Raw genomic sequence first — 24,913 nt, forward strand, 5'->3', positions numbered from 1 at the left:
GCACGGGGCACTGACATTCCGCGTTTCACGGCGTTTCGCCAAGTGCTGCGCGGCCGTGCAAGGCTGGCAAAGCGGCGCAATAGGCACAAAAGCGGGCCCTAACTGTAGAATCACATACCGTGGCTCTTACTATTGGCATCGTCGGACTGCCCAACGTCGGCAAATCAACCCTTTTCAACGCTTTGACGCGCAATAACGTGCTCGCTGCGAACTACCCGTTCGCCACGATCGAGCCGAACATCGGCGTCGTCAACCTCCCGGACCCCCGCCTGGCACAGCTTGCCGGCATCTTCGGCTCCCAACGCCTGCTCCCGGCCGTGGTGTCCTTCGTGGACATCGCCGGGATTGTGAAGGGCGCCTCGGAAGGTGAGGGCCTGGGCAACAAGTTCCTGGCCAACATCCGCGAAGCCGAGGCCATCGCCCAGGTCATCCGTGTCTTTGACGACCCGGACGTGATCCACGTGGACGGGAAGGTTGATCCGCGCTCCGATATGGAGACCATTAATACCGAGCTGATCCTGGCTGACATGCAGACCGTCGAAAAGGCCGTCCCGCGTCTTGAAAAAGCAGTGAAGCTCAAGCAGCGCGAAGCTGCAGAGCTCAACGCCGTCAAGGCTGCCCTGGCCGTCCTCGAACGCGGCGACACCATTTTTTCCTCCGTCAAGAGCGACAAGCTGGAGATGGAATACCTGAAGGAACTGAGCCTGTTGACGGCCAAGCCGTTCATTTACGTCTTCAACGTTGACGACGCCGTGCTGGGCAACCCGGAGCGCAAGGAAGAACTGCGCGCACTGGTGGCACCGGCCGACGCCATCTTCCTGGATGCCAAGCTTGAGGCCGACCTCGTTGAACTGGACGAACAAGAAGCACGCGAGATGCTAGAGATGAGCGGCCAGGAGGAATCCGGACTCGACCAGCTGGCACGCGTGGGCTTCCACACCCTGGGCCTGCAGACATATCTGACGGCCGGGCCGAAGGAATCACGCGCCTGGACCATCCGCCAAGGCGACACCGCACCGCAGGCAGCCGGCGTCATCCACACCGACTTCCAGCGTGGCTTCATTAAGGCCGAAGTGGTCCACTTTGATGACCTGATGGAGGCAGGCTCCATGCACGAGGCCAAGGCCCGCGGCAAGGTGCGCATCGAAGGCAAGGAATACATTATGCACGACGGCGACGTGGTGGAGTTCCGCTTTAACGTCTGACACTCAACGGTCTGAACTCGTAACGCGGCGGCAGAGAACCCTGCGCGTTTCACCCCCTACCGGCCGCTGGATCTTTCCGCTGATCTATTGGATGGTTGACTACAAGATCAATCTCAGATTCGTCCGGCACTTATGAAGGAGCTTCCAACCATGACTTTTAATGTCTATCTTTCCGGTGAGATTCACACCGACTGGCGCGACGAGATCCAGCGCGGCGCACAGGCTGCCGGGCTGGACGTGGAATTTACGGCGCCGGTGACCGACCACCCCGCAAGCGACGCCGCAGGCGACCATCTCGGCGCGACCTCCAGCCAGTTCTGGCGTGATCACCAGTCCGCCAAGGTCAACTCCATTCGTACGCGCACCTTGATTGAACAGAGTGATTTGGTGGTGGTGCGCTTTGGGGACAAGTACAAACAGTGGAACGCCGCCTTCGATGCTGGCTACTGCGCCGCGCTGGGCAAGCCATACGTAACGTTGCATGACGAAGATATTGTCCATCCGCTCAAGGAGGTCGACGCCGAGGCTCAGGCTTGGTGCACGACCACCGAGCAGGTGGTGCAGACACTGCAATACGTGCTCAAGGCATAAGTTCCAACTTCGCTGAAACTTTTACCGTTGGCCGCTAAGAACACGTGTTCTTAGCGGCCATGTACTTTTTTGCCACCGGTTGTTCCATCGAAATGATGCTTCAACGGAATACAGCCTGCGTAGCTAGTACCGCAATGTCCTTAGAATAGGGGCCAAGGCACCGCGGACATCTTGCCGCTCGGCGCCGGAAACCGCCCTGCCAAGCGCAACTGGGAGCAACGCGCGGCGAGCGATGCGATCTCGCCGGCAGTGAGCAAGTCCCCCAGTTCTCGGCCCAGCCCACCGTGAAGGCCTTCGCTGACACGGTCTACGCCGTCGAGTTCCTCAGCGGTCAGATCCTCTCCCAGCCATCCCCACAGCACCGTGCGCAGCTTGTGGTCACGATGAAAGGTGAGCCCGTGGTCCACACCGTGTCGGCTTCCGTCGGCCATCGCAAGTATGTGGTCGCCTTTGCGGTCGGCATTGTTGATGATGATGTCGAACACCGCCATGCGTCGCAGCGCCGGCGAGTCCTCGTGAACGAGCGCGATCATCCGACCGGTCTCATCGCGTCCCTCGAGAATCTGTTTCCAGCCCGTCTCCGGCACAAGGTCCGTTGCGACCAGGTCCACGGCGTTTTGGGCGGGGTCTTGCTCCTGCCAGAGCTGCACCATTCCTTCGCCCAGCGGACCATCGCGCAGCCAGGTGTGCGGCACGACGTGCCCGCCAAAGACCTGCGAGAGAAGATACGCGGCCATCTCCCGATGAGCCAGACATCCTTCGGGAAAATCCCACAGCGGACTTTCGCCTGCTATCGGCTTATAGACCACCACCACGTCGCCGATCCTGCCCAGGAAAGTGGCGTTTGAAGCCGTCGTGATGCGGCCGGTGAGAGTCAGCTCAGAGGTCGCTAGGTCTGGCGCGGACATCAGATCTCGGGAGGGGGACAAATGTGCCCGTCGGCGTCCATGGGGAAACCGCAGAGTGGGCACGTCGGACGCCCAGCGCCCACGATCTCGCGGGTGCGCATGGCGAATGCGCGGGCGGTGCCGACCGGTATTCGCACCAGCAGCATTTCTGGCTCGTTGGCGCTGTCTTCTACGAGCCATTCGTCGTTGTCATCAGCGTCGACAATGGTGATGGGGTGGGCCTCAATGACGACCTGGGCCGTGGTTGGGTCCCACCCCAAGCTCATGGCCCCGGTGCGAAACTGCTCCAGAACGGCGTCGAGCTGGTCATTGTCGACAAGTTCAATGGGAGTACTTGTCGGAACGCTGAAGGGGTTGCCTTCAACGGTGATGAGTTGGTCAAGAATTTCGTCGATCTTGTCCGCAAGCAGAGCAGCCTGCTGTTTCTCAAGGGCAACACTCACCACCTGCGCTCCTGCGCGCACCTGTAGGTAGAAGGTTCGCGCCCCCGGAAGGCCGATGGTGCCAACGACAGCCCGATCAGGCCAGTCAAACTCGTGGATACGTGTAGGCATATCTGTATTCTAGGCACATTTGGTTCACGGCGCTTTTTGCCCTGCACCGCCGCCCACCGGCGCATCACCAGCGACGATGCCGTTCGACAGCCACGACAGATCGCCCGCGGTGGTGTTGGTCGCGTGGACGGTCGGACGACTAACGCCATAGTGCACGATCGATACAGAGGCAGGACCAATGTTGATGCGCTGGAACAAGTCAAGGTGCATGCCGAGCGCGTCGGCGAGGATTGACTTGATGATGTCACCGTGGCTCACAGCCACCCACACAGCCCCTGGCCCGTACTCGGCGTGGAAGGCTGCATCGTGGCGTCGAATTGCTGCCACGGACCGAGCCTGCATCCCGGCCATTGATTCACCACCGGGAAATACGACGGCGGACGGTTGCGACTGCACCATCGGCCACAAATCCTCGCTCGCGAGATCACGCAGTGCGCGGCCCTGCCACTGGCCGTAATCGCACTCGATGAGATCCGGATCGACCGTCGTGCTCGGAGTGCCAGCCTGGCGATCGAGGATGAGCTGGGCGGTCTGCTGACAACGCTCAAGAGGGCTCGACACCACCCCGACCAGGGGCACAGCAGCGAGACGGACTCCGGTCAGGACCGCTTGGTCGCGCCCGACCTGGTCTAGATCGATGCCTTCCGCCCGGCCGGCCAGCAGCCCAGTGGCATTGGCTGTGGTGCGGCCGTGCCGCACGAGAATAACTGTCGCCATCCACCTAGCCTAGTCACTTCCCTCGATGGGGGTGTGGACGGCATCGGTTGGCTGGGTGACCAGGCAGACATAGTACTGGCGGAACCCTTCATGCACGCCGACGCACTCCAAGATGCCCAGACGTACTCGGTACGCATAGACAAGCTCACGTGATGCACGGGACGACCGAAGGGTGGTCCCGTGCTGGAACGTGATGAAGTTCCGGTTTTACGTCCAGGGCTGTTGATCCTCAGGTGATGCACTGGTCGTATCATCCTGACATTCGGAAGCACAAGCACGGCTGGCTGACGCATCGCCAACCCGTGTCACCGGGAAACGTGCTCGAAGTGCTGAAGGCGTTCGGGGCAATCAACGCAGTTTCATGATTGAGGACCGGTGGCGGATCTGTTGAATGTTGACCGACGCAGGTCTCCATGAACTCCAGATCGTTGACGACCACTGACCCGAGCGGCCAGCTCTCACTCATTCATCCGGTGAGACTCTCACGGAGAGTGCCTGCACACAAGAGATCGACACTAGAACTTGTCGCCGGTATTTATGACCGTCCAGCGTTTGTGCACGTGCTCTCCGCCAGCACCGACAAGTGTGAGTGTGTAGTCAACACTGTCCCTGGAACATCCGAAATCGCCTGGGTAGGGGAAGTCGTCCTGGGTGCCGGCCAGCGGAAGCTGCATGAATCGTGAGTCTGCTGCATCGCTGTTGCCAACAACGAACCACACTTCAACGGCCCCGGTGGTCGCCCACGATACTTTCACCCCGGGCGCTGTGGGGGCAAAGCTAGGACCACCCGTCGAGCATCCGGACTCTTCTGCCGGGGCGGAGAAAGAGCTGAAACTCGGGGTGAGTGCCTGCGGAGCATCGCCAGGTGGTGAAGAAGGAAGTGGTGGGGGATTGGCCAACGGGGCTGAACTTGCCAATGGGGCATCACTGGGTGACGAGATTGGGCCTGGTGTGGGACGTGTGGAGAGGCCCGGAGCCGAGACGGGGTCGGACGTGCCACGGGTCATGAGGATCATAAGCAACACCACGACGGCGACAAGCAAGGCACCGGCGATGGCTGTGATGGCGACGAGCCGACGGCGTGATGATGGCGCGGTCTCAACGCTTGGCGTTCCGAAGTTCCGACTGGGTATTTCGTCGCTCATGGGGGAGCCTTTCGCCAGAAAGTTCGCCATCGAGGGGCACCTCGAATCCATACAGTGTAATCGAGCGGAACTCACGAGTCATCAGGCTGCACAGAGATTCTTCAAGGGGCCGTTCACGGCGTCACTGCGCAGAGTGAACATGTACCGTCCAACGCTGCAGCGTCAAGAGCCTGGGAACGGCGTGGTCTGTGCGTCCGGATAGAGCCTCGACCTATCGCCAGTTGAAGGATTAGCCTGAGTACATGGTGCAACGCCAGGTGAGGAGCAAGCATGAGCAAGCATGAGGGTATTCCTGTTCCGCCCGTGGCGATGGTCGCAGCTGGGGTGGTACAGCGATTCACGCCCAAGGGCAAGAAATGCCGGCGGCTCCGCCGGGCGGCTTCGGTGATCCTGATGGCTGCTTCCGGCACGCTTCTATTCTCCACTTTCGCCTCCTTTACCCGGCATGGCACCACCGTGGATCCCACAGTCCCGGCGAGCGCCTCTACCCTTGTCACTGGCGGCACCAATGCGATCACACGCAACCCCATGTATGCGGCGATGGCCGGGATGCTGCTGGCCCATGCGGTCAGTAGGGGATCCTGGCAGGCGCTGCTGCCCGTGGCCGGATTTGTAGTGGTGGCGGACCGCCTTCAGATTGTCCGTGAAGAGCATGCCCTGCGCAGCCTGTTCGGGGAGGCATACCTCCAATACTGTGCCCGCACGCCCCGGTGGATTGGACGGCGTACCTTGGACTGCTTCAAGGGGCGCTGAATGCCAAGGGGACGCCGCCCGGTGACTGCTACCCGGCACGCTCGTCTGGCCGTAGGGCGCGCAGCACGCAGAACTCGTTGCCGTCGGGATCGCCGTCGTCGACGATCTGCCAGTCAAGCGCCACAGCCTAAAAATGCGCGATCTGTGCAGCCCTACCGAGTCGAAGGAGAATACCTCAACGCGTAGGCTCCCGCGACCATTGTCTACTGGTGCCACAGCCCTGTGTAAAGTGCTGCGGTACTCTTGCAAGCATTATTGATATCAGGGCCGGGCCAACGGCACCATCCGGGAACGGACAGTAGTGGTAATCGTCGCCTCCGAGAACGTCGCTCATCTCACCGAACTGGAGGCGCCGGTGACCCAACGGACTGACCACTTAGTGGTTCCAAGACCTCGGACCGGCCGTAGACCGATCGGTTTCTCATGGTGCCACCGGCCCCGGTGGCGGACCCGCCGGGGGGATCTGGCGCACCGCCGTCGTGCCCGATGCTGCGCCGTCTTATTCACCTGCTGGAGAACATCTTGTGGAGGCCACGACGCTGTTGGATCGCCCTGATGGGCTTTCGGAAGAGCCTGCCCTCCGCCGTGACCTTCAGCGCCTCTACCAAGTCCGCATTCGGAACTGCGAGGTTGTGGTTCACCACGTTGTGCCTCATGCTCTCCCTACCCAGCAACCGCCGCTTGAGATAATCCGCCCCCAGTGGACGGGCTGCAGGACGCTGATAACAAGAGACCTCAGGTGCACAGGTTCAAACCAAGGCGCACTCTACTCCGGCGACGTCGCTGCCCGGGACGTGGCAGATTAACTGGCCCGTTAGCGCGGGAATTTAACCCGGACTGGAGGAAGCCGAGGCAGCAGGGGAAAAGCTCTTTAACTCGGCGCAGGGGGAATCAATTCATTCGATTAACCAAGACGATGGCGTTCCAGCAGCGCCACGAAGACGGTGATGGCTTAGGCGGCGCACAGCACCGAATCAGGACCGCGTCGGCGAGTCCCCTGAAGCCCGCAGGTGCCAGCAAACCATCGTTCAAATACAGGAGTTCGGCATGCTGCAGCGGCCCTGGTTCATGCTGGGTACGGCAGTAGATGGTGTGGCCGCGATGAATCCCGTGAAGGCCCCAGCGTGCCGTCAGAAACGTTGCCATCGGATCGGTCGCGATCTTAGCGTTGGTCGCAGCATTCGCACTCGGGAGCATGATCATATGCGAAGCGGCGTCGGGTCGACCGTGCCGCTTCTGAGGTAGGCGACTTTGCCATCGCGCTTCTAAAGCTTCATTGAAGCTCACTGGTAGTTCAGCCCAAAGACGACTCGCGCAATGAGCACCGGGAAGAAATGTGATGTCTCGAGACTACGAAAGACAACCCTTCGCGGTGGCCGCGTTCATCACTAGAGTAGAGACGGACGTTGACTTAGGGAAAGTTGCCGAGCCAAGAAATGCTGGGACCGCCAAGAAAAACTCCTGGACATCTGAAACCCGATGAGCCCCACCCTTGTACCCCCATCGATCACGCCAGGGGAACATCCTGCGGGCATTTAAGGCGCCACCATGGCTGGGTCGACTCGCCAATGCAGAAAAGTCACATCACTCAACTGTTGTTGCAGAATGGCGGTGCTTTCAGGCGATGGTGCGTGTGTGGCGAAGGCACGGGGAGTCAGGGTGAAAAACTCCTCATGTTACTGCGCCCACTTTTCTTCAACATCATGCCCGCCCCTGAACGCAACTAGTTGTTGATTTGCGCGTAGTGGCGGAAAGATGCTGCGGGATCTGCGCTGGATCCCTGGCGCATAGGCAGATTGCGAGCGGCCGGGGCTTTGGGGAACTCATCGTAGAAGGTTTCCAGTGTCATGTATTGATTGCCGTCCTGATAGTGCTCGGCTTCCTCCTCACGCGTAGCTGCGTAAATTACGGCACGTGGCGCCGCATAGTAGAGCGCACCCAGGCACATGGGACAAGGATGGGCGGTGATGTAGATGTCGAATTCGCCGAGGTCGCTCAGGCCCTGCTCGGCTGCGAGGCGCAGCGCTTGGATTTCGGCGTGCGCAGTGACGTCTCCGGTCTGTGCCACCTGGTTGGTCGCTTCGATGACCACTTTTCCGTGACGCACCAACAGGCAGGCGAACGGCTTGCCCCCGGCGTCGACGTTCTCGCGTGCCAGATCGACGGAGCGCTGCACAAACTGATCTTCGGAAGTTGCTTGGGTGTCCATGGCTAACACCCTATAGCCTCCGTATGCGACGTGGAACTGGTGCGAACGCAAAAACCTGATTTGACAGTGGTGGGAGAAGTTCGGCGGCGATGTCAATAAAGCTGGAGGCCCAGAATGCAGGATGATGGTGGCAAACGTCCCTGCACGCAGAGCCCGGACCAACGCGCTAACCTAGGGGATAGGCAGCCGGACAGGAGCGAGCATGCGGACTAAGCATGAGGGCGTGCACGAGGCCCCTCAGCGACCAGTGGTTTCCGTGGTCATCCCGGTTAAGGATGACAGTGTCATGCTGGAGCGATGCCTCGCGGCGCTTGCCGCGCAAACCAGATTGGCCGACGAGGTCATTGTGGTGGACAACGGTTCATCGGACGACTCGGTGCAGACAGCGGAAGCGGCTGCGGCAACGGTTATTGGATGCCTTGAACCCGGCATACCGGCGGCGAGTTCACGCGGTTATGACTTTGCTGCCGGCGATTTTATCTTCCGTCTTGATGCCGATTGCGTTCCTCCAGCGTCTTGGATCGAGAACAGTTTGAAGTCCTTTCAAGATCACCCCGACGTCGCAGCATTGACGGGTCCGGCCCGGTTCATTGATGGTCCTGCGATACTCAGGGCTCCGCTGGCAGCAGTCTACCTTTTCACATATACCGTTGCGACTGCGCCGGCGTTGGGTCATCGCCCCCTGTTCGGGTCCAACCTGGCGATGCGCCGTGAAGTCTGGGAATCCGTGCGGAAATCAGTGCATCGTGACGACCCGGAACTCCACGACGACCTCGATCTGTCGTTCCACATCGGCGAGCGTCATCGAGTCCGTTACGTCAAGACCGAGGCGATGGGCATGTCGATGCGCCCGTTCCGAAGCGCTAGTTCGTTCCGACAGCGGACCTACAGGGGCTTTCGCACCGTCGCGGTCCATTGGCCCCGAGATTTCCCTCCCCACAGGTGGTCTCGGATGCTAGTGCTCGGCTACCAAAGCCTCGCAGCGTCCATGCGGGCCAACCGATGAACAGCCACGACCCCCGCGCCAGGGCCACGCAGCCCACCCCACCGTGCAGTGGGCATCTCATTGGTCCCACTGCATCTCCGGCGCTGCACGTGATGAGCTGGAATATCCGACGTCGGGTCCGTCATCTTATTCCTCGACCGGTGGACCGATGGGATCAACGTGCACCCGCAGTGGAGGCTCTTTTGCGCGCGGAAAAACCGACACTGTTGGGAGTGCAGGAGGCGCTCGCGGACCAAGCAGAGTTCGTCGCCCGAGCATTGGGGGGAGACTATCGATGGGTGGGGAGGGGCCGGGGTCCCGGCGGCGGGGAAAGCTGTCCACTGTTCTACGACGCCGAAAGGCTTGAGATGCTCGATTGGCAACAGGCAGCGCTGTCCGACCATCCGACCAGCCCGGGGTCCACGTCGTGGGGGAATGTCATCCCCCGCATTATGGTTTCGGCAACTTTTGTGGATCGTGCCACCGCCCGACATTTCATGGCAGTCAACACCCATTTCGATCACTTGTCCGCGCGGTCGCGCCTGCGCTCCGCGCAAGCTGTAGGCCGCCTCGTTTCCACCGGAAATTTGCCCGCTGTGGTCACCGGTGACCTGAACGCTGGAGTGAAAAGTGCGCCTCTGCGTGTGCTGCTCGAAGATGGCAGGCTCGCAGAGACTTGGGACGTGTCACGGGCTCATGAGAGCGAGGAGTGGGGCACCTTTCCGAACTACAAAAGACCCCTCCGCAATGGCAAACGCCTTGACTGGATTCTGGCCTCACCGGCTTTTCGCGTCGATAGAGCCGCCATCAATGCCCAGCTCCATGCCGGGCGCTGGGCATCGGATCACCTGCCCGTTCAAGCGGTAATGGTTCTGCGCGAGGCCGGGGGCAGCGAATGATCGAGAACTTCCTGCGTCCTTTGCGGGGAACCGTCGACGTGGGAGCAGATGTGCTTCGTGGTTTGGGAGTGCTCAGCGTTGTTCTCGCAGCGATATTCTTCGACGCCACCGACGCTGGGATCGTCGCATTCGCGCTGCCGGGGCTCTTCTTTCCACGCTTTATTGGGATGAAGGCATGGGCGGACTTGGTGTTCGGCGGCACGTTGCTGGTTGCGGCCTGGAGCAACGTCCTCGATCTCTATACAAGGATCGGGTGGTGGGATTTGGCGGAGCATTTTGTATGCACCGGCATTGTTGCGGCAGGGGTTTACCTCCTCCTGGCTCAGGTTGGGATTATCTCTGCCCCGGAGACGGCGCGATTGGCTTCCACAGCCAGCCTAATCCTCACCACGACTATTGGGCTTGCTTTGTGTGCCCTTTGGGAGATGGTCGAATGGATCGGCGGCACCTACATCAGTGATGCGATCTACACCGCCTACGACGACACCATCGGCGATATGGCGGTGGGTGGATTCGGAGCGTTGTGTGCCGGTTTCGCAATCGTCTTTCTACCGCTGCTGCGAACGTTGCAGTCCAACCCCTCCGAAGTCCCCAGATCGTCCAAGTAACACCGGATCCATCGATGCGTTTGGTTCAGCATGAACCACTGTGGGCCGGCCAGCACGCAATGAACGTAGTCTGGCACGTGGAGCCGGGATGACCTTCCCTACCCTGCTGCGACTCCCACAGACACTGCACGAGGCACCGAGGAATTCAGTGGCAAGCCGCTCATCGGTGTGGCTAACGCAGCCGCATCCTCCAACACGTTGTCTTACACCGAATCCAGCTTGGATTAATACTTGCAACAGCTGCTCCGGATGCAAAAGTGGTCAAAACGATAAACACCTGCGCCCGCAAAGTTTTCGTCAACCATCCGAGCTCGAGCCCGGCACTATGTTCGTCTCAGGCGACGATGCAGCAGCGAAAGGCCAGGCTGCCGGTCTCCTGTGCGATCTGGGCTGGAACGGTTATTCCATCGTGGGCTTGGGCTGAAGCTCCACATCGAAGGGGCCGGAGCAGGCAGAACTCGGTGCCTTCCGGGTCTGCCATCACCACCCGCATGAAATCGGCGCCTCGGCCAATGTCAACGCGGCTGGACGCCAGGACCTCCAAGTGGGAAACCAGCAGCTTGGTCCTTCCGACGCCACAGCCATCATCACAGTCCAGAGTGCTGCGGTACTCTTGCAAGCAGGATTGATTCCAGGGACGGGCCAACGGCACTTTCATCCCGAAGCCCATATTGACGTAAAGACCTGGAGGTGGAATGCGGCGCGGACGCATATCCAAAGTACTGGCGGCGGCCGCAGTCTTGGCACTAAGCCTGGCGGCGTGCACGGGAACAACCCCCGACCCCATCGCAACCACACAAACTACGACGGCGGCCGTCGGTGGCAATGTCACCGTCCTGGAAAGCGCCCCGTTCAGTTCATTCAACGCCACGAGTGTCACCGGCAGCACCCTGATAAACACCCGGATCGGGGCAGCCACCCACTCAGGGTTTTATTCCGTGGACGATGAACTAAAAATCTCCAGTAACGAAAAGTTCGGCAAGATTGAAAAGGTCAAGGACAACCCGCTGACCATCAAGTACACCATTGCCAGTGGTGTCCAATGGTCTGATGGGGCTCCAGTGACCGCCGATGACCTGTTCTTGCAGTGGGCGGCAGCCTCGGGCTACTTTGATGACGCCACGTTGGGCGCGTCCTTTGCTGTAACTAAGGGCACGGCATATTTTCATGCAGCGGGGGACAACAAGGGCCTGAAGCAAACCGGCCTTCCTGTCATCGGCGACAACAGAATGTCATTGACCTTGACGTACTCCACCGCGTTTTCTGATTGGCAGACAGCGCTCGGATCCACGGTGGACGTGCCGGCGCACATCGTTGCCCTTCGTTCAGGCTTCCAAGATGCCGCCGCGCTGACAGAAATTTTGCAAGGCATGCCCCATGGCGACCCCGCCTTCCCCATCTCAGCCAACCCAACCCTGCGCAAGGTGGCTGATTTTTGGAACACGGGCTTCGACGTCCGCGGCATGCCCGACCCTTCACTCGCATTGTCCAACGGTCCGTTCCTGGTCAAGAACATCACAGCAGGGCAGGATCTGGTCCTCACTAAGAATCCTGACTACACCTGGGGCCAGGTGCCCAAACTCGACTCGCTCACCGTGCATTACGAGGCAGATTCGGACAAACAAGTGGCTGCATTGAAAGCCGGGACCGCCGATGTCATCAGTCCGGAACTTACAGCAGAGCGATTTGACGCGCTGGCGGAGATGAAGTCACAGGGCGTGCAAATCCAGCAGGGACAAGGCTTGGGCTTTGACCAAGTGGTGCTGAACTTCAAGGGCGTTCTTTCACCGCCGGATCTTCGCAGCGCGTTCCTGTCCACCATTCCGCGACAGGCCATTGTTGACCAAGTCGCCAAGCCTATGGATCCGAATGCCGAAGTGTTGAATTCCTTTGTGTTCCGCCCAGCTCAAGTGCCGTACAAGGAAGCTGTACAGAGCAACGGAACATCGGCTTTCCGCACCGGCGCACTGGAGACCGCTGCTGCTGACAAGGCCAGGAAACTGCTCGACGGCGCAAAGCCCACCGTGCGGATCTTGTACAACAAGGATGATCCAGACCGAGTCAAGGAGTATTCGCTGATCACAGCCGCAGCGACTGAGGCTGGTTTCTCCGTCACCGACGCCGGGCGGAGCGCAAGTGAATGGATCGGTGCGCTCAAGGAGGGTGCCTTTGATGTGGCCATCTATGGCTGGACCAGCAACCCCACCGGTTCTGCCCAGATCCCACAGGTCTTCCGGACCGGAGCCGTCTCCAACTTCAATAACTTTTCCAATACGGTAGTGGACCAACTCACGGAACAACTTGCCGTGAACCCCGACGAGGCCAAGCAGAATGCTCTGAAGCTACAGATTGACCAGCTTGCCGTGGACGCTGGCTATGGACTGCCGCTCTTTCAGCGCAGCACGCTGAGTGCTTCGGGCAAACATGTTGCTGGGGTTCAGCGTTCGGCGTTGAACCTTGGCCCGTGGCAAAGCGTCGCTCAATGGTCGTCTGTGAAGTAGCCCTCGCAAGTTGGCCTCGGCGAACAGGATGCTTGTCCCCTTCTTTGACGGCGGCGGGTGAGTTTCGTCACGCAAGCCGCCTAGCGCCGTCGTACGTTTTAGGCGAAAAACCGCCGCTGCAGAACACCCGGATGAACCGGATGTGCCTTGGGCGGCAAAAAATGTGCCCTTTATGGGATAAAGTGGGGAGGCCGTATTTGTCCAAGCGACTAGAATGGTGTTATCTGCCGATTCTTCACGGCCAAACAACAATGTGACTTTCTGCTTTGCCCTTCCGGGCCTGCAGCCGGGCCCAACTGAAACGAGTCTTCATCCATGAGCGATCTTTCTCTCAACACCGCCTCGCGCAATGACCTGCGCAACGTAGCCATCGTGGCGCACGTTGACCATGGCAAGACCACCCTGGTCGATGCCATGCTCAAGCAGACGCACTCATTTGCCGAACACGGCAATGTTGCTGAACGCGTCATGGACTCCGGGGACTTGGAGCGCGAAAAGGGCATCACCATCTTGGCCAAGAACACCACGGTGGCCTACAACGGCCCGTCAGCCGACGGCCAGATCATGACAATCAACGTCATCGACACCCCCGGCCACGCCGACTTCGGCGGCGAGGTGGAGCGCGGCCTGTCCATGGTTGACGGCGTTGTTCTGCTGGTAGACGCATCCGAGGGCCCGCTGCCGCAGACCCGCTTCGTGCTGCGCAAGGCACTTGCCGCCAAGCTCCCCGTCATCCTTCTGGTCAACAAGACCGACCGCCCCGATGCCCGCATCGACGAGGTTGTTGCCGAATCCATGGACCTGCTCCTGGGTCTGGCTTCCGACATGGCTGACGAAGTTCCTGATCTGGACCTCGACGCCGTCCTGAACGTTCCGGTTGTCTACGCATCCGGCAAACTGGGCCGCGCCTCCCTGACGCAGCCCGAAAATGGTTCCGCACCGGACAGCGAGGACCTGGAGCCGCTGTTCAAGACCATCATCGAGCACATCCCCGCTCCTAAGTACAACCCCGAGGGTGTCCTGCAGGCCCACGTCACCAACCTTGACGCATCCCCCTTCCTGGGCCGCTTGGCTTTGCTGCGTATCTTCAACGGCACCCTGCACAAGGGCCAGACAGTTGCCTGGGCCCGTGCCGATGGCACCATCAAACCGGTTAAGATCACCGAACTGCTGGCCACCCAGGCACTGACCCGTGTTCCGGCCGAATCAGCCGGCCCCGGCGAAATCGTTGCTGTTGCAGGCATCGAAGACATCACCATTGGTGAGACTCTGACCGACATCGACAACCCGCAGCCGCTGCCGCTGATCACCGTTGACCCGCCGGCCATCTCCATGACCATCGGTATCAACACGTCTCCGCTTGCTGGCCGCGTCAAGGGCGCCAAGGTCACAGCACGCCAGGTCAAGGACCGCCTCGACCGCGAGCTCGTCGGTAACGTTTCCCTGAAGGTTCTCCCGACCGAGCGTCCCGATGCTTGGGAAGTTCAGGGCCGTGGCGAATTGGCTCTGTCCATCCTGGTGGAGCAGATGCGTCGCGAAGGGTTCGAGTTGACTGTTGGCAAGCCGCAGGTTGTGACCAAGCAGGTCGACGGCAAGACCCACGAGCCGATGGAACACATGACCATCGATGTACCCGAGGAGTACTTGGGCGGCGTTACCCAGCTCATGGCATCCCGCAAGGGCCGCATGGTCAACATGGCCAACCACGGCACCGGCTGGTGCCGTATGGAATTCATCGTGCCAGCTCGTGGCCTGATCGGTTTCCGCACCCGCTTCATGACCGACACCCGCGGTGCCGGCATTGCAGCTTCCATCGCCGAAGGCTACGAGCCCTGGGCCGGTCCCATCGAATACCGCACCAACGGTTCGATCGTGGCTGACCGCTCTGGCGTCGTCACCCCGTTCGCCATGATCAAACTCCAAGAGCGCATGAACTTCTTCGTGCAGCCCACTTCCGAGGTCTACGAAGGCATGATCGTCGGCGAGAACTCCCGCTCCGATGACATGGACGTGAACATCACGAAGGAAAAGCAGCTCACCAACATGCGTGCAGCTTCCTCGGACACCTTCGAGAACATGACCCCGCCGCGCAACCTGACCCTTGAAGAGTCCTTGGAATTCGCTCGTGAAGACGAGTGCGTTGAGGTTACGCCGGAGTCGATCCGCATCCGCAAGCTGATCCTCAACGCCGGGGACCGCGCCAAGGCATTCCGTGCCCGCGCCAAGGTCTAATCGGTAACTTAATAAGGTGCTCCCATGCGCCTCGAATAGCCTGTTCCTGCATCTGCAGGGACAGGCTATTCGTTTGGGTGGCGGCATACTGCAGCTAATGCGGGTGCGCCACCGACCGGTGTGTTCGTACTGCAGCTGATGCGGGTGTCGGGCGTGATGACCCGCAGGAGCGCTCATATGAATGTGTTCGACGCGCTCAACTCGCACTATTTCAGCAGATGGGGCTCGTGTCGAGTATTTGGTGCGGCTTTCATGCCCGGCGTGTGTTCGAACTGCAGGTAATGCGGGTGCGCCACCGACCGGTGTGTTCGAACTGCAGCTAATGCGGGTGTCGGGCGGGATGACCCGCAGGAGCGCTCATATGAGTGGGGTCTGGCTGGCGGCACCCGCAGGTGCTGCCATACGCAGAGCCAGCCCGCAGTATTTCCCGTACCCGGCTTTCGCACACGGTGACGAAGGTGGACCGCTGTACTTAAGGTTTCGAATCGGTAAAGAAACCCCGACAAAGTGCTCTGGAGTGCTGTTCGGTAATCTTTCGAGCTAGCCTAGGGGGGTATGAGTTGAAACACAGTGAGGGTCAACGGTGACCCGGACTTTCTCAGTACGGCTGTCGTTTCGGCTCGAATCAATTACTCACTCAAGGAGACGAAATGCGTTTTTCACGCACTTCCAAAGCATTGGGCGTGGCGGCAGTACTGGCCATGGCTCTCACCGCATGTGGTGGCTCGGGCGACGGCGGCGGCAATGCCGGCGGCGACACCAGCAAGGTCATATCGGCCAACAGCACCGAACCGCAGAACGGCCTGCTCCCCGCCAACACCAACGAAGTTGGTGGCGGACGAGTCATGGACCTGATCTTCACCGGTCTGGTCAGCTATGACGTCAAGGGTGCGATCCAGAATGAACTGGCCGAGTCCATCAAGACTGAGGACTCCCAGAACTACACCATTAAGCTCAAATCCGGTGAGACGTTCAGTGATGGTTCACCCATCACGGCTCAGAACTTCGTGGATGCTTGGAACTTCGGTGCAGCCGCCAAGAACACGCAGCTGAACAGCTACTTCTTCGAATCGATCAAGGGCTACGACAAGGTCAGCGCCGCGGACTCCACCTTGGACAAGATGGAAGGCCTGAAGGTCGTTGACGACCAGACCTTCACGGTGGAGCTGGCCGCACCCGAATCCGACTTCCCGCTGCGCCTTGGCTACACAGCCTTCTACCCGCTGCCCGAGTCCGCCTACAAGGATCCGGCAGCCTTCGGCCAGGATCCGATCGGCAACGGCCCGTACAAGCTGGACACCGGCGGCTGGCAGCACAATGTGGCTGTCAAGCTGGTTGTCAACGACAAGTACAACGGACCGCGCAAGGCCAAAAATGGTGGCGTGACGTTCAAGCTCTATAACAGCACGGACGCTGCCTACACGGATGTGCAGTCGGACAACCTGGACGTGTTGGATCAGGTTCCCCCGAGCGGCCTGCAGAACTTCAAGACGGACTTCAAGGACCGTTTCGTCAACCAGCCCTACGCTGGCAACGCCACCATGACGATCCCGAGCTACCTGCCTGAGTTCAAGGGTGAAGCCGGTCAGATGCGTCGCCAGGCAATCTCCATGGCGATCGACCGCCAGCAGATCATCGACAAGATCTTCTACGGCAACAAGAAGGTCGCTGCTGAGTTCACCTCTCCAGTGCTGGATGGCTACGACGCCAACCTGCCCGGCAGCGACGTCCTGAAGTTCGACGCAGCCAAGGCCAAGGCAATGTGGGAAAAGGCTGACGCGATCAGCCCGTGGCCCGCTGGCAAGGTCTTCACCATCACCTCAAACATTGATGGTGCCGGCAACAAGGAATACATCACGGCCATGGCCAACCAGATCGCCACGAACCTGGGCATCAAGGCTGAGCTGAACCCGATCGCAACGTTCAAGGAAATGCGCGACCTGGTCAACAAGAAGAAGCTCACCGGCGCCTCACGTGCCGGTTGGCAGGCCGACTACCCGTCGCTGTACAACTTCCTCGGGCCGCTCTACGGCACCGGTGCAGGATCCAACGACGGCGACTACTCCAACCCCGCCTTCGACGCCAAGTTGAAGGAAGGCCTATCGGCCAAGACGGTTGAAGCCGGTAACAAGATCTTCAATGATTCACAGGAAATCCTGCTCAAGGACCTGCCGGTTGTGCCCCTGTGGTACCAGGCAGTCCAGGGCGTGTGGAGCAACAACGTCAACACCGTCCAGTTCGGCTGGAACGGCGTTCCGCTGTACTACGACATCACGGCCAAGTAGCATCTGCATCTCAGTGGCATAAGAAAGGGGGAACCGGGCTTGAACAGCCGGGTTCCCCCTTTTTTCACCAGACTTCACATAGTCTTACAACAACTAAATGGTACTCATCGTGCAAGATGGCGTGGACGATCCCACCGGCATCTGGCACAGACAACTATTGAACAGGTAACTTCATGAATGATTTGTGCTTGCGGATGAAGGGCGTGGTGGTGCTGTAATGGTCATGTTCACGCTCCGGCGCTTCCTGCAGCTGATTCCCGTTTTCTTCGGGGCCACCCTGCTGGTTTATTTCCTCGTTTTCGCCACACCTGGCGACCCCATTGCAGCTCTGTCCGGTGGCAAGCCGATGGCCCCGGCCGTCGAAGCCGCCCTCCGGGCCCAATACAACCTGGACCAGCCCTTCTGGATCCAATACGGGCTATATCTGAAAAACCTCGTGACACTGAACCTCGGTCAAACCTTCTCCGGGCAGGAAGTAGCGGCCGTGATCGGCCGGGCATACCCCGTCACGGCACGGCTTGCCATCATGGCCCTGGCCTTCGAAGCGATCTTCGGAGTGTTCTTCGGCGTTATTGCGGGCCTGCGCAAGGGCAAGCTGTTTGACAGCACCGTCCTGGTGGCATCCCTGATCGTCATTGCAGTCCCCACCTTCGTCCTGGGCTTTGTTTTGCAGCTTGTGGTCGGCGTTCAGCTTGGCTGGGCCAAGCCGACAGTCAGTGGCGCGGCACCTTGGAACGAACTCATCCTTCCGGCGCTGGTGCTGGGGCTGGTATCCCTGGCCTACGTCATCAGGCTCACCCGAGCCTCCATCAGCGAGAACATGAACGCAGACTATGTCCGCACCGCAACGGCCAAGGGGCTGAGCCGCCGCCGGGTGGTGGTGGTGCACATTCTGCGAAACTCCCTGATTCCCGTGGTGACCTTCCTCGGTGCCGACCTGGGTGCCCTCATGGGCGGGGCCATCGTCACGGAAGGCATCTTCAACGTCCCAGGAGTCGGCAACCTGCTGTATAAGGCCATCTTGAACGGGGAGACACCCACCGTTGTGGCGGTGGTTGGCATCCTGGTGATTGTATTTGTGATTGCCAACCTCGTCGTTGACCTCTTGTACGCCTGGCTCGACCCAAGGATTCGCTATGTCTGAGAACCTGACACCCGATAAAGACCTGTCCCCGGCGGCTACCCCGCCAGCGCGGCAAGGCAAAGTCTCCAGCCGCGTCATTGAGCACTATGTGGCACCGTTGGAGGAAACGCCCTTGTCCGCCGTCGACAGTGTCGACGTAACCGCGGCTCCATTGAGCCTGTGGGCGGAAGCCTGGCGCAATCTGCGCAAGCAGCCGTTGTTCATCATTTCCACACTGCTGATCCTGCTTGTGCTGGTGGTGGCCATCTTCCCGCAGTTGTTTGCCAACGTGGATCCCACCAGTTGCGATCTGGGCAACTCGGCCGAAGGCGCACGTTCAGGGCACCCGCTTGGCTTTACGCTGCAGGGCTGCGACGTCTACTCACGCGTGATCTACGGCACCCGAGCTTCCCTCATGGTGGGCCTGTTCACGACCATTGGCGTGTTGATCATCGGTGGCGTCATGGGCGCCCTGGCCGGATACTACGGCGGCTGGATTGACGTGATCCTGGCCCGCTTGGGTGACGTGTTCTTCGCCCTGCCGCTGATCCTCGGCTCGATTGTCATGATGCAGCTTCCCGCATTCCGCGAGAACCGCAGCGTGTGGACGGTGGTCCTAGTACTGGTGATCTTTGGTTGGCCGCAAATTGCCCGCATCACCCGAGGTGCCGTCATTGAAAACCGCAACGCGGACTTTGTGACGGCATCCAAGGCGCTGGGGCTGTCCCGTTTCAAAGCCCTGGTGCGCCACGTAGTGCCGAACTCGCTGGCACCCATCATTGTGGTGGCCAGCATCTCGCTCGGAACGTTCATCGTTGCCGAGGCCACCTTGTCCTTCCTGGGCATCGGGCTGCCATTCTCCGTCATGTCCTGGGGAAATGACATTGCCTCAGCCCAGCCTCAGGTGCGCAACAACCCAGCTGTGCTGCTGTGGCCCGCCGTGGCCCTGTCCATTACGGTTTTGAGCTTCATCATGCTGGGTGACGCCCTGCGAGATGCGCTTGATCCCAAGGCAAGGAAGCGGTGACACCATGTCAAACTACGAAAAGGACATGAGCGTGAACAACCCCGCGAAGAAGACTGATGAAACCCCCTTGCTTGAAATCAGGGACCTGGCCATCACCTTCGAAACCGCAAATGGACCGGTCAATGCAGTGCGCAGTGCGCACCTGACCATCATGCCCGGAGAGACAGTTGCCATTGTGGGCGAGTCAGGGTCAGGCAAATCAACGACTGCACTGGCTGCCATCGGCCTGCTCCCCTCCAATGGGCGTGTCAGCGGCGGGCAGATCTTCTTTGATGGCGAGGACATTGCCCACGCCGGTGAGAAGCGAATGGTTGAACTCCGTGGGAACTCGATCGGTATGGTGCCGCAAGACCCGATGTCCAACCTGAACCCGGTGTGGAAAATCGGCTTCCAGGTCAAGGAAACGCTCAAGGCCAACGGACTTGCAGGATCAAACCACAAGGAACGCGTTGCTGAGGTGCTCACCAACGCTGGCCTGCCTGATGCCGCACTGCGTGCCAAGCAGTACCCGCACGAGTTCTCCGGCGGCATGCGTCAGCGAGCGCTGATCGCGATCGGACTGGCCTGCAGTCCGCGGCTGCTGATTGCCGATGAGCCCACATCCGCACTGGATGTGACAGTGCAGCGACAGATTCTTGACCACTTGGACACCATGACCACCGAGCTGGGCACAGCCGTGCTGCTGATCACCCACGACCTCGGCCTGGCCGCGGAGCGGGCCGAGAAGCTTGTGGTCATGTACAAGGGCCAGGTGGTCGAGTCGGGTGCAGCGTTGGAGATCCTGCGCAACCCTCAGCACCCGTACACGCAGCGCCTGATCAACGCCGCTCCTTCACTGTCCTCCCGCCGTTTGCAGTCGCAGAAGGTAAAGGATGCCTTGGCAGGGGCTGTGGCGGAACTGGACGAGCCGGTGGAAGCCGGGTACACACCGTCGCCTGTCCCTGCTAAATCGGGTCTGCCGTCACTGCGGAAGGATGCGGAGCCGGGACGCGCACAGGCCGGGGACACCATTCTTGAGATTAAGAACCTCACCAAGGTGTTCAAACTGCGCGGTGCGCTGGGCAAGACCACGGACTTCAAAGCCGTGGACGATGTCAACATCACGGTCCCGCGCGGGACCACCATGGCGATTGTGGGGGAGTCCGGTTCGGGCAAGTCCACGGTGGCGCAGATGACCCTGAGCCTGCTGGCACCCACCGAGGGCAGCATCCTCTTTGACGGGGTGGAGGTGAATACGCTCAAAGGGAAGGCGCTTTTTGACTTCCGCCGCCGCGTGCAGCCGATCTTCCAGGACCCTTATGGCTCCCTGGACCCGATGTTCAACATCTACCGGACCATTGAGGAGCCGTTGAAGATCCACAAGATCGGCAACGCCAAGTCCCGGGAGAAGAAGGTGCGTGAACTGCTGGATCAGGTCTCGATGCCTGCTGCCACCATGAGCCGTTTCCCGAACGAGCTCTCCGGTGGCCAGCGTCAGCGCATAGCCGTCGCCCGCGCTTTGGCGTTGAATCCGGACGTCATTATTTGTGACGAGGCCGTTTCAGCCCTTGACGTGCTGGTGCAGGCGCAGGTGCTGAATCTGCTCAACGAGCTGCAGGAAGAGTTGGGACTGACCTACCTTTTCATTACGCACGACCTTGCTGTGGTTCGCCAGATCGCAGACCATGTCACCGTGATGCAGAGCGGCCGGGTGGTTGAGGCCTCCTCCACCGATGAGGTCTTCAACAACCCGCAGCAGCGCTACACGCAGGATCTGCTCAGCGCCATCCCAGGGGCAACCTTGCTGGTCTAACAGTTCTGCTGGCCCGGCACCTTGCTGGGACAGCGAAACATTGCGGCAACAGCAGCCGGCACATCCACTTCACGTGGGCGTGCCGGCTGCTTTTTGTCGGCCCATTGGGCAGGGAACTTGCTGTTGGGGCTCCCCGGGTGCGTGCAGGTAGATTAGGACGCATGGAAACACCCGCTTTACTGCCAGGGGCCGGCCCCGATGCCACGATCCTCTTTGTGCATGCACACCCCGACGACGAAACCATCGTCACAGGGGCCAGCATGGCTGCGTCCGCCGCCGCCGGAGCGAGGGTTGTGCTGCTGACTTGCACGCGCGGCGAACTGGGCGAGGTCATTCCGGCCGAGCTGGCACACCTCGAAGTTAAAGCAGGGAACACCGCTGACGGTTCCACCTTGGCGGCAGAGCGGGAACGCGAGCTGGCTGCCGCTTTGGCTGCGCTGGGCATCCACGAGCATCTCTGGCTGGGCCAAGGCCTTGCTGCGCCTAGCGATGGTCCTGTGGTCTTCCGGGACTCAGGCATGCAATGGGGTCCGGCCGGGCGCGCCATGGCCGCCTCTAGGGTGCTGCCCGGCTCCCTCTCGCGGGCACCGCTGGCGGAAACGGCTGAACTCATGGCCGCAGCCATCAGAGAGCTGCGGCCCACCATTGTCATCACGTACGCGGCCGACGGCGGTTATGGGCACCCGGACCACGTGCGGACCCATGAACTCACCATGGCAGCCCTGCGGCTGGCTGCCGCACCCACCCCCACGTCCGCGGCGTGGCGGGTATCAAGCGTTTACACGATTGTCAGCGACCGGCCGGAGCGTCCCCTTGAAACGGGCGTGACGCGGCTGGCTGTGGCAGGGGATCTGGCCGCGAAGACTGCAGCCATGGCCGCCCACAAGACCCAAATCACGGTTGATGGGGACCGCTATGCATTATCAGACAATGTGTGGAAGGACATCTCCGCTGTGGAGGAGTTTGTTGCTGTGGATCCGGCTGGTATTTACCCTCCGGCGGAACCTGGCGGGAGCGGTGCGTCGTGACGGCGCCGACGCAGCACTCTGGTGACTCTGCGCAGGATCTTCCGGGGCAGAAGCCAGGCACCCAGCTGCCCAGACCGCGCCGGTGGGCCGTGTTGGCCGCCGCGGCAGGAGCCGGCATTGGCAGCGGGCTTTTGGGTACCTCGCTGCACGGCCATGCGTGGTACCCAGGTGCTGGAGACTCGGTGGTTCCCTACGGTGCTGCACTGGCGCTGTTATTGCTTGCGGCGGTGAGCCTCTTCGTCGGCCTGTGGAGCCGGAGCTCGTGGGTTGTGGTGGCCTGTGGTGCGGCGGCCTACCTCACAGCTGGGGCCCTGTCATTGCAGCTGGGCTCCTTTGGCATGATCACCAACAACGTTCAAGGCAGTGTTTGGTTGTACGGCATAGCGGTTGTCACGCCACTGGTGGCTTGGCTTGTCTGGGCCCTGTTGCGGAGCAAAAAGTAGCCGACTCCGTCGCTTCGGGCAGAGCGTTGGGGCTACTGCCGCACTTGCCTGGCTCGCCGTGCAGGAGGCGGGGGAACAGCCTTGGCCAGCTGGACGTCGTCGTACTGGATGGTGACATAACCAGTACGGGTGGCGAGGGTGGCGCTGATGCCGTCACGCTCGGTGAGTTCGCCCAAGGCGTCCGTCAGCCCGCCGTCGATCCTGTACCGGATAACCATGCGGGTGCCCAACGGAAGGCTGGCCAGGCGTTCAAGTGCACTGTTCACACCTTCATACTAAGTCTCGTTGAGATGCGGGCGCGGCGGTGGTGGGGGATAATGGGGGAACCGGTTCTCTTTGTGCCGGTATAAGTCTTTCGAGAAAGGTTGGGGACGTGACGTACGTAATTGCGCAGCCGTGCGTGGATGTCAAGGACAAGGCATGTGTTGAAGAATGCCCTGTTGACTGTATCTACGAGGGTGAACGCTCGCTCTACATCCACCCCGACGAATGTGTTGACTGTGGTGCCTGTGAACCTGTGTGCCCGGTGGAAGCCATCTACTACGAAGATGACACCCCTGATGAATGGGCTGAGTACTACAAGGCGAATGTGGAGTTCTTTGACGTGCTCGGTTCCCCCGGTGGAGCGGCAAAGATCGGAAATACCCACACTGATCACCCCTTGATTGCTGCCCTTCCGCCGCAGAACCAGGGCTGATTCGAACCCTATGACGCCCCCACACTCTTCCGGCAAGCCCTTCGGCCTGCAGCTGCCCGACTATCCGTGGGATGCGCTTGCACCTTATTTGGCCAAGGCAGCCCAACACCGCGACGGCGTGGTGAACCTGTCCATTGGCACTCCCGTGGACCCCACTCCGGCCCTGATTCAGGACGCGCTGAAGGCGGCTGCGGATGCGCCTGGCTATCCCACCACGCACGGAACGCCCGAGCTGCGCCAGGCGATTGTGGATTGGTTTGCGCGCCGCCGCAACGTAGCCGGGCTGGACCCCCGGGACGTCATGCCCACAGTCGGGTCCAAGGAGCTGGTGGCCTGGCTGCCGCTACTGCTGGGTCTGGGTGAAGGTGATGTTGTGGTGCGGCCAGCCGTTGCCTATCCCACTTACGACATGGGTGCCGTGTTTGCCGGGGCTAAGAGCGTTGCCGCCGATTCGCTGGACGAGCTCGACGCCGAAACCCGCGCCCGCGTGCGCCTCGTCTGGGTGAATTCCCCGGGCAATCCGACCGGGATTGTGCGTGGCGTTGCGGAGTTGAAGACTTTGGTGGAGCAGGCCCGCGCCTTGGGTGCCGTGGTGGCCTCCGATGAATGCTACGGGGAGCTTGGCTGGGGCGCCTGGGATCCAGAAAATGGTGGGGAAGCCGTTCCCAGCGTGCTGGACCCACGCGTCTGCGGGAACTCCCACGAGGGCTTGCTGGCCGTCTATTCGCTGAGCAAGCAATCGAACCTGGCCGGCTACCGGGCGGCCTTTGTGGCGGGGGACGGCGCCATCATGGCGAACATTGTCAATAGCCGCAAACATGCTGGCATGATCGTGCCGTACCCGGTGCAGGAGGCCATGCGCGCGGCTCTTGCCGACGACGCACACGTGAAAGCTCAAAAGGAGCTGTACCGCAGGCGCCGTGCACAGCTGGTGGGTGCCCTTGAAGCGTTTGGCCTGACGATCCACCACTCCGAAGCTGGACTGTATTTGTGGTGCACGGCTGGAGAGGACACCTGGACCACCATCGGCCGGCTGGCCGAGCTTGGCATAGTGGCCGGCCCCGGAACGTTCTACGGGGAAGCCGGCAACGGTTTTGTCCGCGTGGCCTTGACGGGAACCGATGAGCGCATTGCCGCCGCGGCTGCGCGGCTCGGCGCAGATTCGTAGTGTTTTGGCTCTTGGGGCCACGTTTTCCGGTACAGGATTAGTG

The 24,913-nt window shown here is 60.6% G+C and carries 23 protein-coding genes; 16 read left to right on the forward strand and 7 right to left on the reverse strand.

All coding sequences use genetic code 11. From position 1 onward, the window contains the following. Window positions 1-119: 119 nt before the first annotated feature. The gene (gene ychF, locus JMA46_RS04890) at window positions 120-1,205 is read left to right on the forward strand and encodes a redox-regulated ATPase YchF (protein ID WP_207344182.1); all 1,086 of its coding nucleotides are present in this window, start codon (window positions 120-122) and stop codon (window positions 1,203-1,205) included. Window positions 1,206-1,355: 150 nt separating this feature from the next. Beyond that, on the forward strand, window positions 1,356-1,796 hold the full coding sequence (locus tag JMA46_RS04895) for a YtoQ family protein (RefSeq protein ID WP_207344183.1): 441 nt from the start codon (window positions 1,356-1,358) through the stop codon (window positions 1,794-1,796). 140 nt (window positions 1,797-1,936) lie between these two features. Here the strand turns inward: JMA46_RS04895 and JMA46_RS04900 are convergent, their stop codons facing one another. From JMA46_RS04900 to JMA46_RS04915, 4 genes are all read right to left on the reverse strand, one after another. Then, entirely contained in the window at window positions 1,937-2,704 is a 768-nt protein-coding gene (locus tag JMA46_RS04900) for an SCO1664 family protein (RefSeq protein WP_207344290.1), read from the reverse strand. Next, window positions 2,704-3,258 (reverse strand): DUF3090 domain-containing protein, encoded by a 555-nt coding sequence (locus JMA46_RS04905; protein ID WP_207344184.1) that lies wholly within the window; start codon window positions 3,256-3,258, stop codon window positions 2,704-2,706. The genes JMA46_RS04900 and JMA46_RS04905 overlap by 1 nt, the downstream gene beginning before the upstream one ends. A gap of 24 nt (window positions 3,259-3,282) precedes the next feature. Continuing rightward, a complete protein-coding gene (locus JMA46_RS04910; RefSeq protein ID WP_207344185.1) occupies window positions 3,283-3,975 on the reverse strand; it encodes a histidine phosphatase family protein in 693 nt (230 codons plus the stop codon). A gap of 515 nt (window positions 3,976-4,490) precedes the next feature. Beyond that, window positions 4,491-5,120 (reverse strand): hypothetical protein, encoded by a 630-nt coding sequence (locus tag JMA46_RS04915; protein WP_207344186.1) that lies wholly within the window; start codon window positions 5,118-5,120, stop codon window positions 4,491-4,493. Window positions 5,121-5,390: 270 nt separating this feature from the next. On the opposite strand from JMA46_RS04915, the gene JMA46_RS04920 reads away from it, so the two are divergent. Beyond that, window positions 5,391-5,873 carry an isoprenylcysteine carboxylmethyltransferase family protein gene (locus JMA46_RS04920; RefSeq protein WP_207344187.1) on the forward strand — a complete coding sequence of 161 codons (483 nt, stop codon included), beginning with the start codon at window positions 5,391-5,393 and terminating at the stop codon, window positions 5,871-5,873. A 503-nt stretch (window positions 5,874-6,376) separates the two neighbouring features. Here the strand turns inward: JMA46_RS04920 and JMA46_RS04925 are convergent. Then, entirely contained in the window at window positions 6,377-6,529 is a 153-nt protein-coding gene (locus tag JMA46_RS04925) for a hypothetical protein (RefSeq protein ID WP_207344188.1), read from the reverse strand. A 1,067-nt stretch (window positions 6,530-7,596) separates the two neighbouring features. Next, complete coding sequence (locus JMA46_RS04935) at window positions 7,597-8,082, reverse strand: nucleoside deaminase (RefSeq protein ID WP_207344190.1); 486 nt, start codon at window positions 8,080-8,082, stop codon at window positions 7,597-7,599. Between the two features lie 202 nt (window positions 8,083-8,284). Here JMA46_RS04935 and JMA46_RS04940 point away from each other — a divergent pair, with 202 nt between their 5' ends. The 11 genes from JMA46_RS04940 to JMA46_RS04990 all read left to right on the forward strand — a co-directional run bounded on the left by JMA46_RS04940 (window position 8,285) and on the right by JMA46_RS04990 (window position 23,005). Then, the gene (locus JMA46_RS04940; protein WP_207344191.1) at window positions 8,285-9,088 is read left to right on the forward strand and encodes a glycosyltransferase family 2 protein; all 804 of its coding nucleotides are present in this window, start codon (window positions 8,285-8,287) and stop codon (window positions 9,086-9,088) included. Between the two features lie 92 nt (window positions 9,089-9,180). After that, complete coding sequence (locus JMA46_RS04945) at window positions 9,181-9,966, forward strand: endonuclease/exonuclease/phosphatase family protein (protein WP_247647064.1); 786 nt, start codon at window positions 9,181-9,183, stop codon at window positions 9,964-9,966. Further along, window positions 9,963-10,574, forward strand: coding sequence for a hypothetical protein (locus tag JMA46_RS04950; RefSeq protein ID WP_207344193.1), 612 nt, complete (start codon window positions 9,963-9,965; stop codon window positions 10,572-10,574). The genes JMA46_RS04945 and JMA46_RS04950 overlap by 4 nt, the downstream gene beginning before the upstream one ends. A gap of 695 nt (window positions 10,575-11,269) precedes the next feature. Further along, window positions 11,270-13,075 (forward strand): ABC transporter substrate-binding protein, encoded by a 1,806-nt coding sequence (locus JMA46_RS04955; protein ID WP_207344194.1) that lies wholly within the window; start codon window positions 11,270-11,272, stop codon window positions 13,073-13,075. Between the two features lie 315 nt (window positions 13,076-13,390). After that, on the forward strand, window positions 13,391-15,307 hold the full coding sequence (typA, locus tag JMA46_RS04960) for a translational GTPase TypA (RefSeq protein ID WP_207344195.1): 1,917 nt from the start codon (window positions 13,391-13,393) through the stop codon (window positions 15,305-15,307). Window positions 15,308-15,957: 650 nt separating this feature from the next. Then, window positions 15,958-17,592, forward strand: a complete 1,635-nt coding sequence (locus JMA46_RS04965; protein WP_207344196.1) for an ABC transporter substrate-binding protein — start codon at window positions 15,958-15,960, stop codon at window positions 17,590-17,592. A 217-nt stretch (window positions 17,593-17,809) separates the two neighbouring features. Beyond that, window positions 17,810-18,736 carry an ABC transporter permease gene (locus JMA46_RS04970; protein WP_207344197.1) on the forward strand — a complete coding sequence of 309 codons (927 nt, stop codon included), beginning with the start codon at window positions 17,810-17,812 and terminating at the stop codon, window positions 18,734-18,736. Further along, window positions 18,729-19,742 (forward strand): ABC transporter permease, encoded by a 1,014-nt coding sequence (locus JMA46_RS04975; RefSeq protein ID WP_207344198.1) that lies wholly within the window; start codon window positions 18,729-18,731, stop codon window positions 19,740-19,742. Before JMA46_RS04970 ends, JMA46_RS04975 begins: the two co-directional genes overlap by 8 nt. Window positions 19,743-19,746: 4 nt before the next feature. Continuing rightward, window positions 19,747-21,534 carry an ABC transporter ATP-binding protein gene (locus tag JMA46_RS04980; protein WP_247647065.1) on the forward strand — a complete coding sequence of 596 codons (1,788 nt, stop codon included), beginning with the start codon at window positions 19,747-19,749 and terminating at the stop codon, window positions 21,532-21,534. Window positions 21,535-21,695: 161 nt separating this feature from the next. Next, complete coding sequence (locus JMA46_RS04985; protein WP_207344199.1) at window positions 21,696-22,562, forward strand: PIG-L family deacetylase; 867 nt, start codon at window positions 21,696-21,698, stop codon at window positions 22,560-22,562. Then, entirely contained in the window at window positions 22,559-23,005 is a 447-nt protein-coding gene (locus tag JMA46_RS04990; protein ID WP_207344200.1) for a hypothetical protein, read from the forward strand. Before JMA46_RS04985 ends, JMA46_RS04990 begins: the two co-directional genes overlap by 4 nt. 32 nt (window positions 23,006-23,037) lie before the next feature. Here JMA46_RS04990 and JMA46_RS04995 read toward each other — a convergent pair whose 3' ends face one another. Then, window positions 23,038-23,271 (reverse strand): hypothetical protein, encoded by a 234-nt coding sequence (locus tag JMA46_RS04995; RefSeq protein WP_348770059.1) that lies wholly within the window; start codon window positions 23,269-23,271, stop codon window positions 23,038-23,040. A 107-nt stretch (window positions 23,272-23,378) separates the two neighbouring features. Here JMA46_RS04995 and fdxA point away from each other — a divergent pair, with 107 nt between their 5' ends. Both fdxA and dapC read left to right on the forward strand, forming a co-directional pair. Further along, complete coding sequence (fdxA, locus tag JMA46_RS05000; protein ID WP_176636557.1) at window positions 23,379-23,702, forward strand: ferredoxin; 324 nt, start codon at window positions 23,379-23,381, stop codon at window positions 23,700-23,702. A gap of 10 nt (window positions 23,703-23,712) precedes the next feature. Next, window positions 23,713-24,870 (forward strand): succinyldiaminopimelate transaminase, encoded by a 1,158-nt coding sequence (gene dapC / locus JMA46_RS05005; RefSeq protein WP_207344201.1) that lies wholly within the window; start codon window positions 23,713-23,715, stop codon window positions 24,868-24,870. Window positions 24,871-24,913 lie beyond the last annotated feature (43 nt).

The organism is Arthrobacter sp. E3 (assembly GCF_017353415.1).
Lineage (GTDB): Bacteria > Actinomycetota > Actinomycetes > Actinomycetales > Micrococcaceae > Specibacter.

Excerpts from the sequence above, each read along its gene's own strand:
- JMA46_RS04980 (WP_247647065.1), top strand. The coding sequence starts at position 19,747 with ATGTCAAACTACGAAAAGGACATGAGCGTGAACAACCCCGCGAAGAAG.
- JMA46_RS04950 (WP_207344193.1), top strand. The coding sequence starts at position 9,963 with ATGATCGAGAACTTCCTGCGTCCTTTGCGGGGAACCGTCGACGTGGGA.
- JMA46_RS04910 (WP_207344185.1), bottom strand. The coding sequence starts at position 3,975 with ATGGCGACAGTTATTCTCGTGCGGCACGGCCGCACCACAGCCAATGCC.
- JMA46_RS04975 (WP_207344198.1), top strand. The coding sequence starts at position 18,729 with ATGTCTGAGAACCTGACACCCGATAAAGACCTGTCCCCGGCGGCTACC.
- JMA46_RS04900 (WP_207344290.1), bottom strand. The coding sequence starts at position 2,704 with ATGTCCGCGCCAGACCTAGCGACCTCTGAGCTGACTCTCACCGGCCGC.
- JMA46_RS04965 (WP_207344196.1), top strand. The coding sequence starts at position 15,958 with ATGCGTTTTTCACGCACTTCCAAAGCATTGGGCGTGGCGGCAGTACTG.
- typA (WP_207344195.1), top strand. The coding sequence starts at position 13,391 with ATGAGCGATCTTTCTCTCAACACCGCCTCGCGCAATGACCTGCGCAAC.
- JMA46_RS04935 (WP_207344190.1), bottom strand. The coding sequence starts at position 8,082 with ATGGACACCCAAGCAACTTCCGAAGATCAGTTTGTGCAGCGCTCCGTC.
- JMA46_RS04905 (WP_207344184.1), bottom strand. The coding sequence starts at position 3,258 with ATGCCTACACGTATCCACGAGTTTGACTGGCCTGATCGGGCTGTCGTT.
- JMA46_RS04915 (WP_207344186.1), bottom strand. The coding sequence starts at position 5,120 with ATGAGCGACGAAATACCCAGTCGGAACTTCGGAACGCCAAGCGTTGAG.
- JMA46_RS04895 (WP_207344183.1), top strand. The coding sequence starts at position 1,356 with ATGACTTTTAATGTCTATCTTTCCGGTGAGATTCACACCGACTGGCGC.
- JMA46_RS04955 (WP_207344194.1), top strand. The coding sequence starts at position 11,270 with ATGCGGCGCGGACGCATATCCAAAGTACTGGCGGCGGCCGCAGTCTTG.
- JMA46_RS04985 (WP_207344199.1), top strand. The coding sequence starts at position 21,696 with ATGGAAACACCCGCTTTACTGCCAGGGGCCGGCCCCGATGCCACGATC.
- dapC (WP_207344201.1), top strand. The coding sequence starts at position 23,713 with ATGACGCCCCCACACTCTTCCGGCAAGCCCTTCGGCCTGCAGCTGCCC.
- JMA46_RS04970 (WP_207344197.1), top strand. The coding sequence starts at position 17,810 with ATGGTCATGTTCACGCTCCGGCGCTTCCTGCAGCTGATTCCCGTTTTC.
- JMA46_RS04945 (WP_247647064.1), top strand. The coding sequence starts at position 9,181 with ATGAGCTGGAATATCCGACGTCGGGTCCGTCATCTTATTCCTCGACCG.
- JMA46_RS04940 (WP_207344191.1), top strand. The coding sequence starts at position 8,285 with ATGCGGACTAAGCATGAGGGCGTGCACGAGGCCCCTCAGCGACCAGTG.
- JMA46_RS04925 (WP_207344188.1), bottom strand. The coding sequence starts at position 6,529 with ATGAGGCACAACGTGGTGAACCACAACCTCGCAGTTCCGAATGCGGAC.
- JMA46_RS04920 (WP_207344187.1), top strand. The coding sequence starts at position 5,391 with ATGAGCAAGCATGAGGGTATTCCTGTTCCGCCCGTGGCGATGGTCGCA.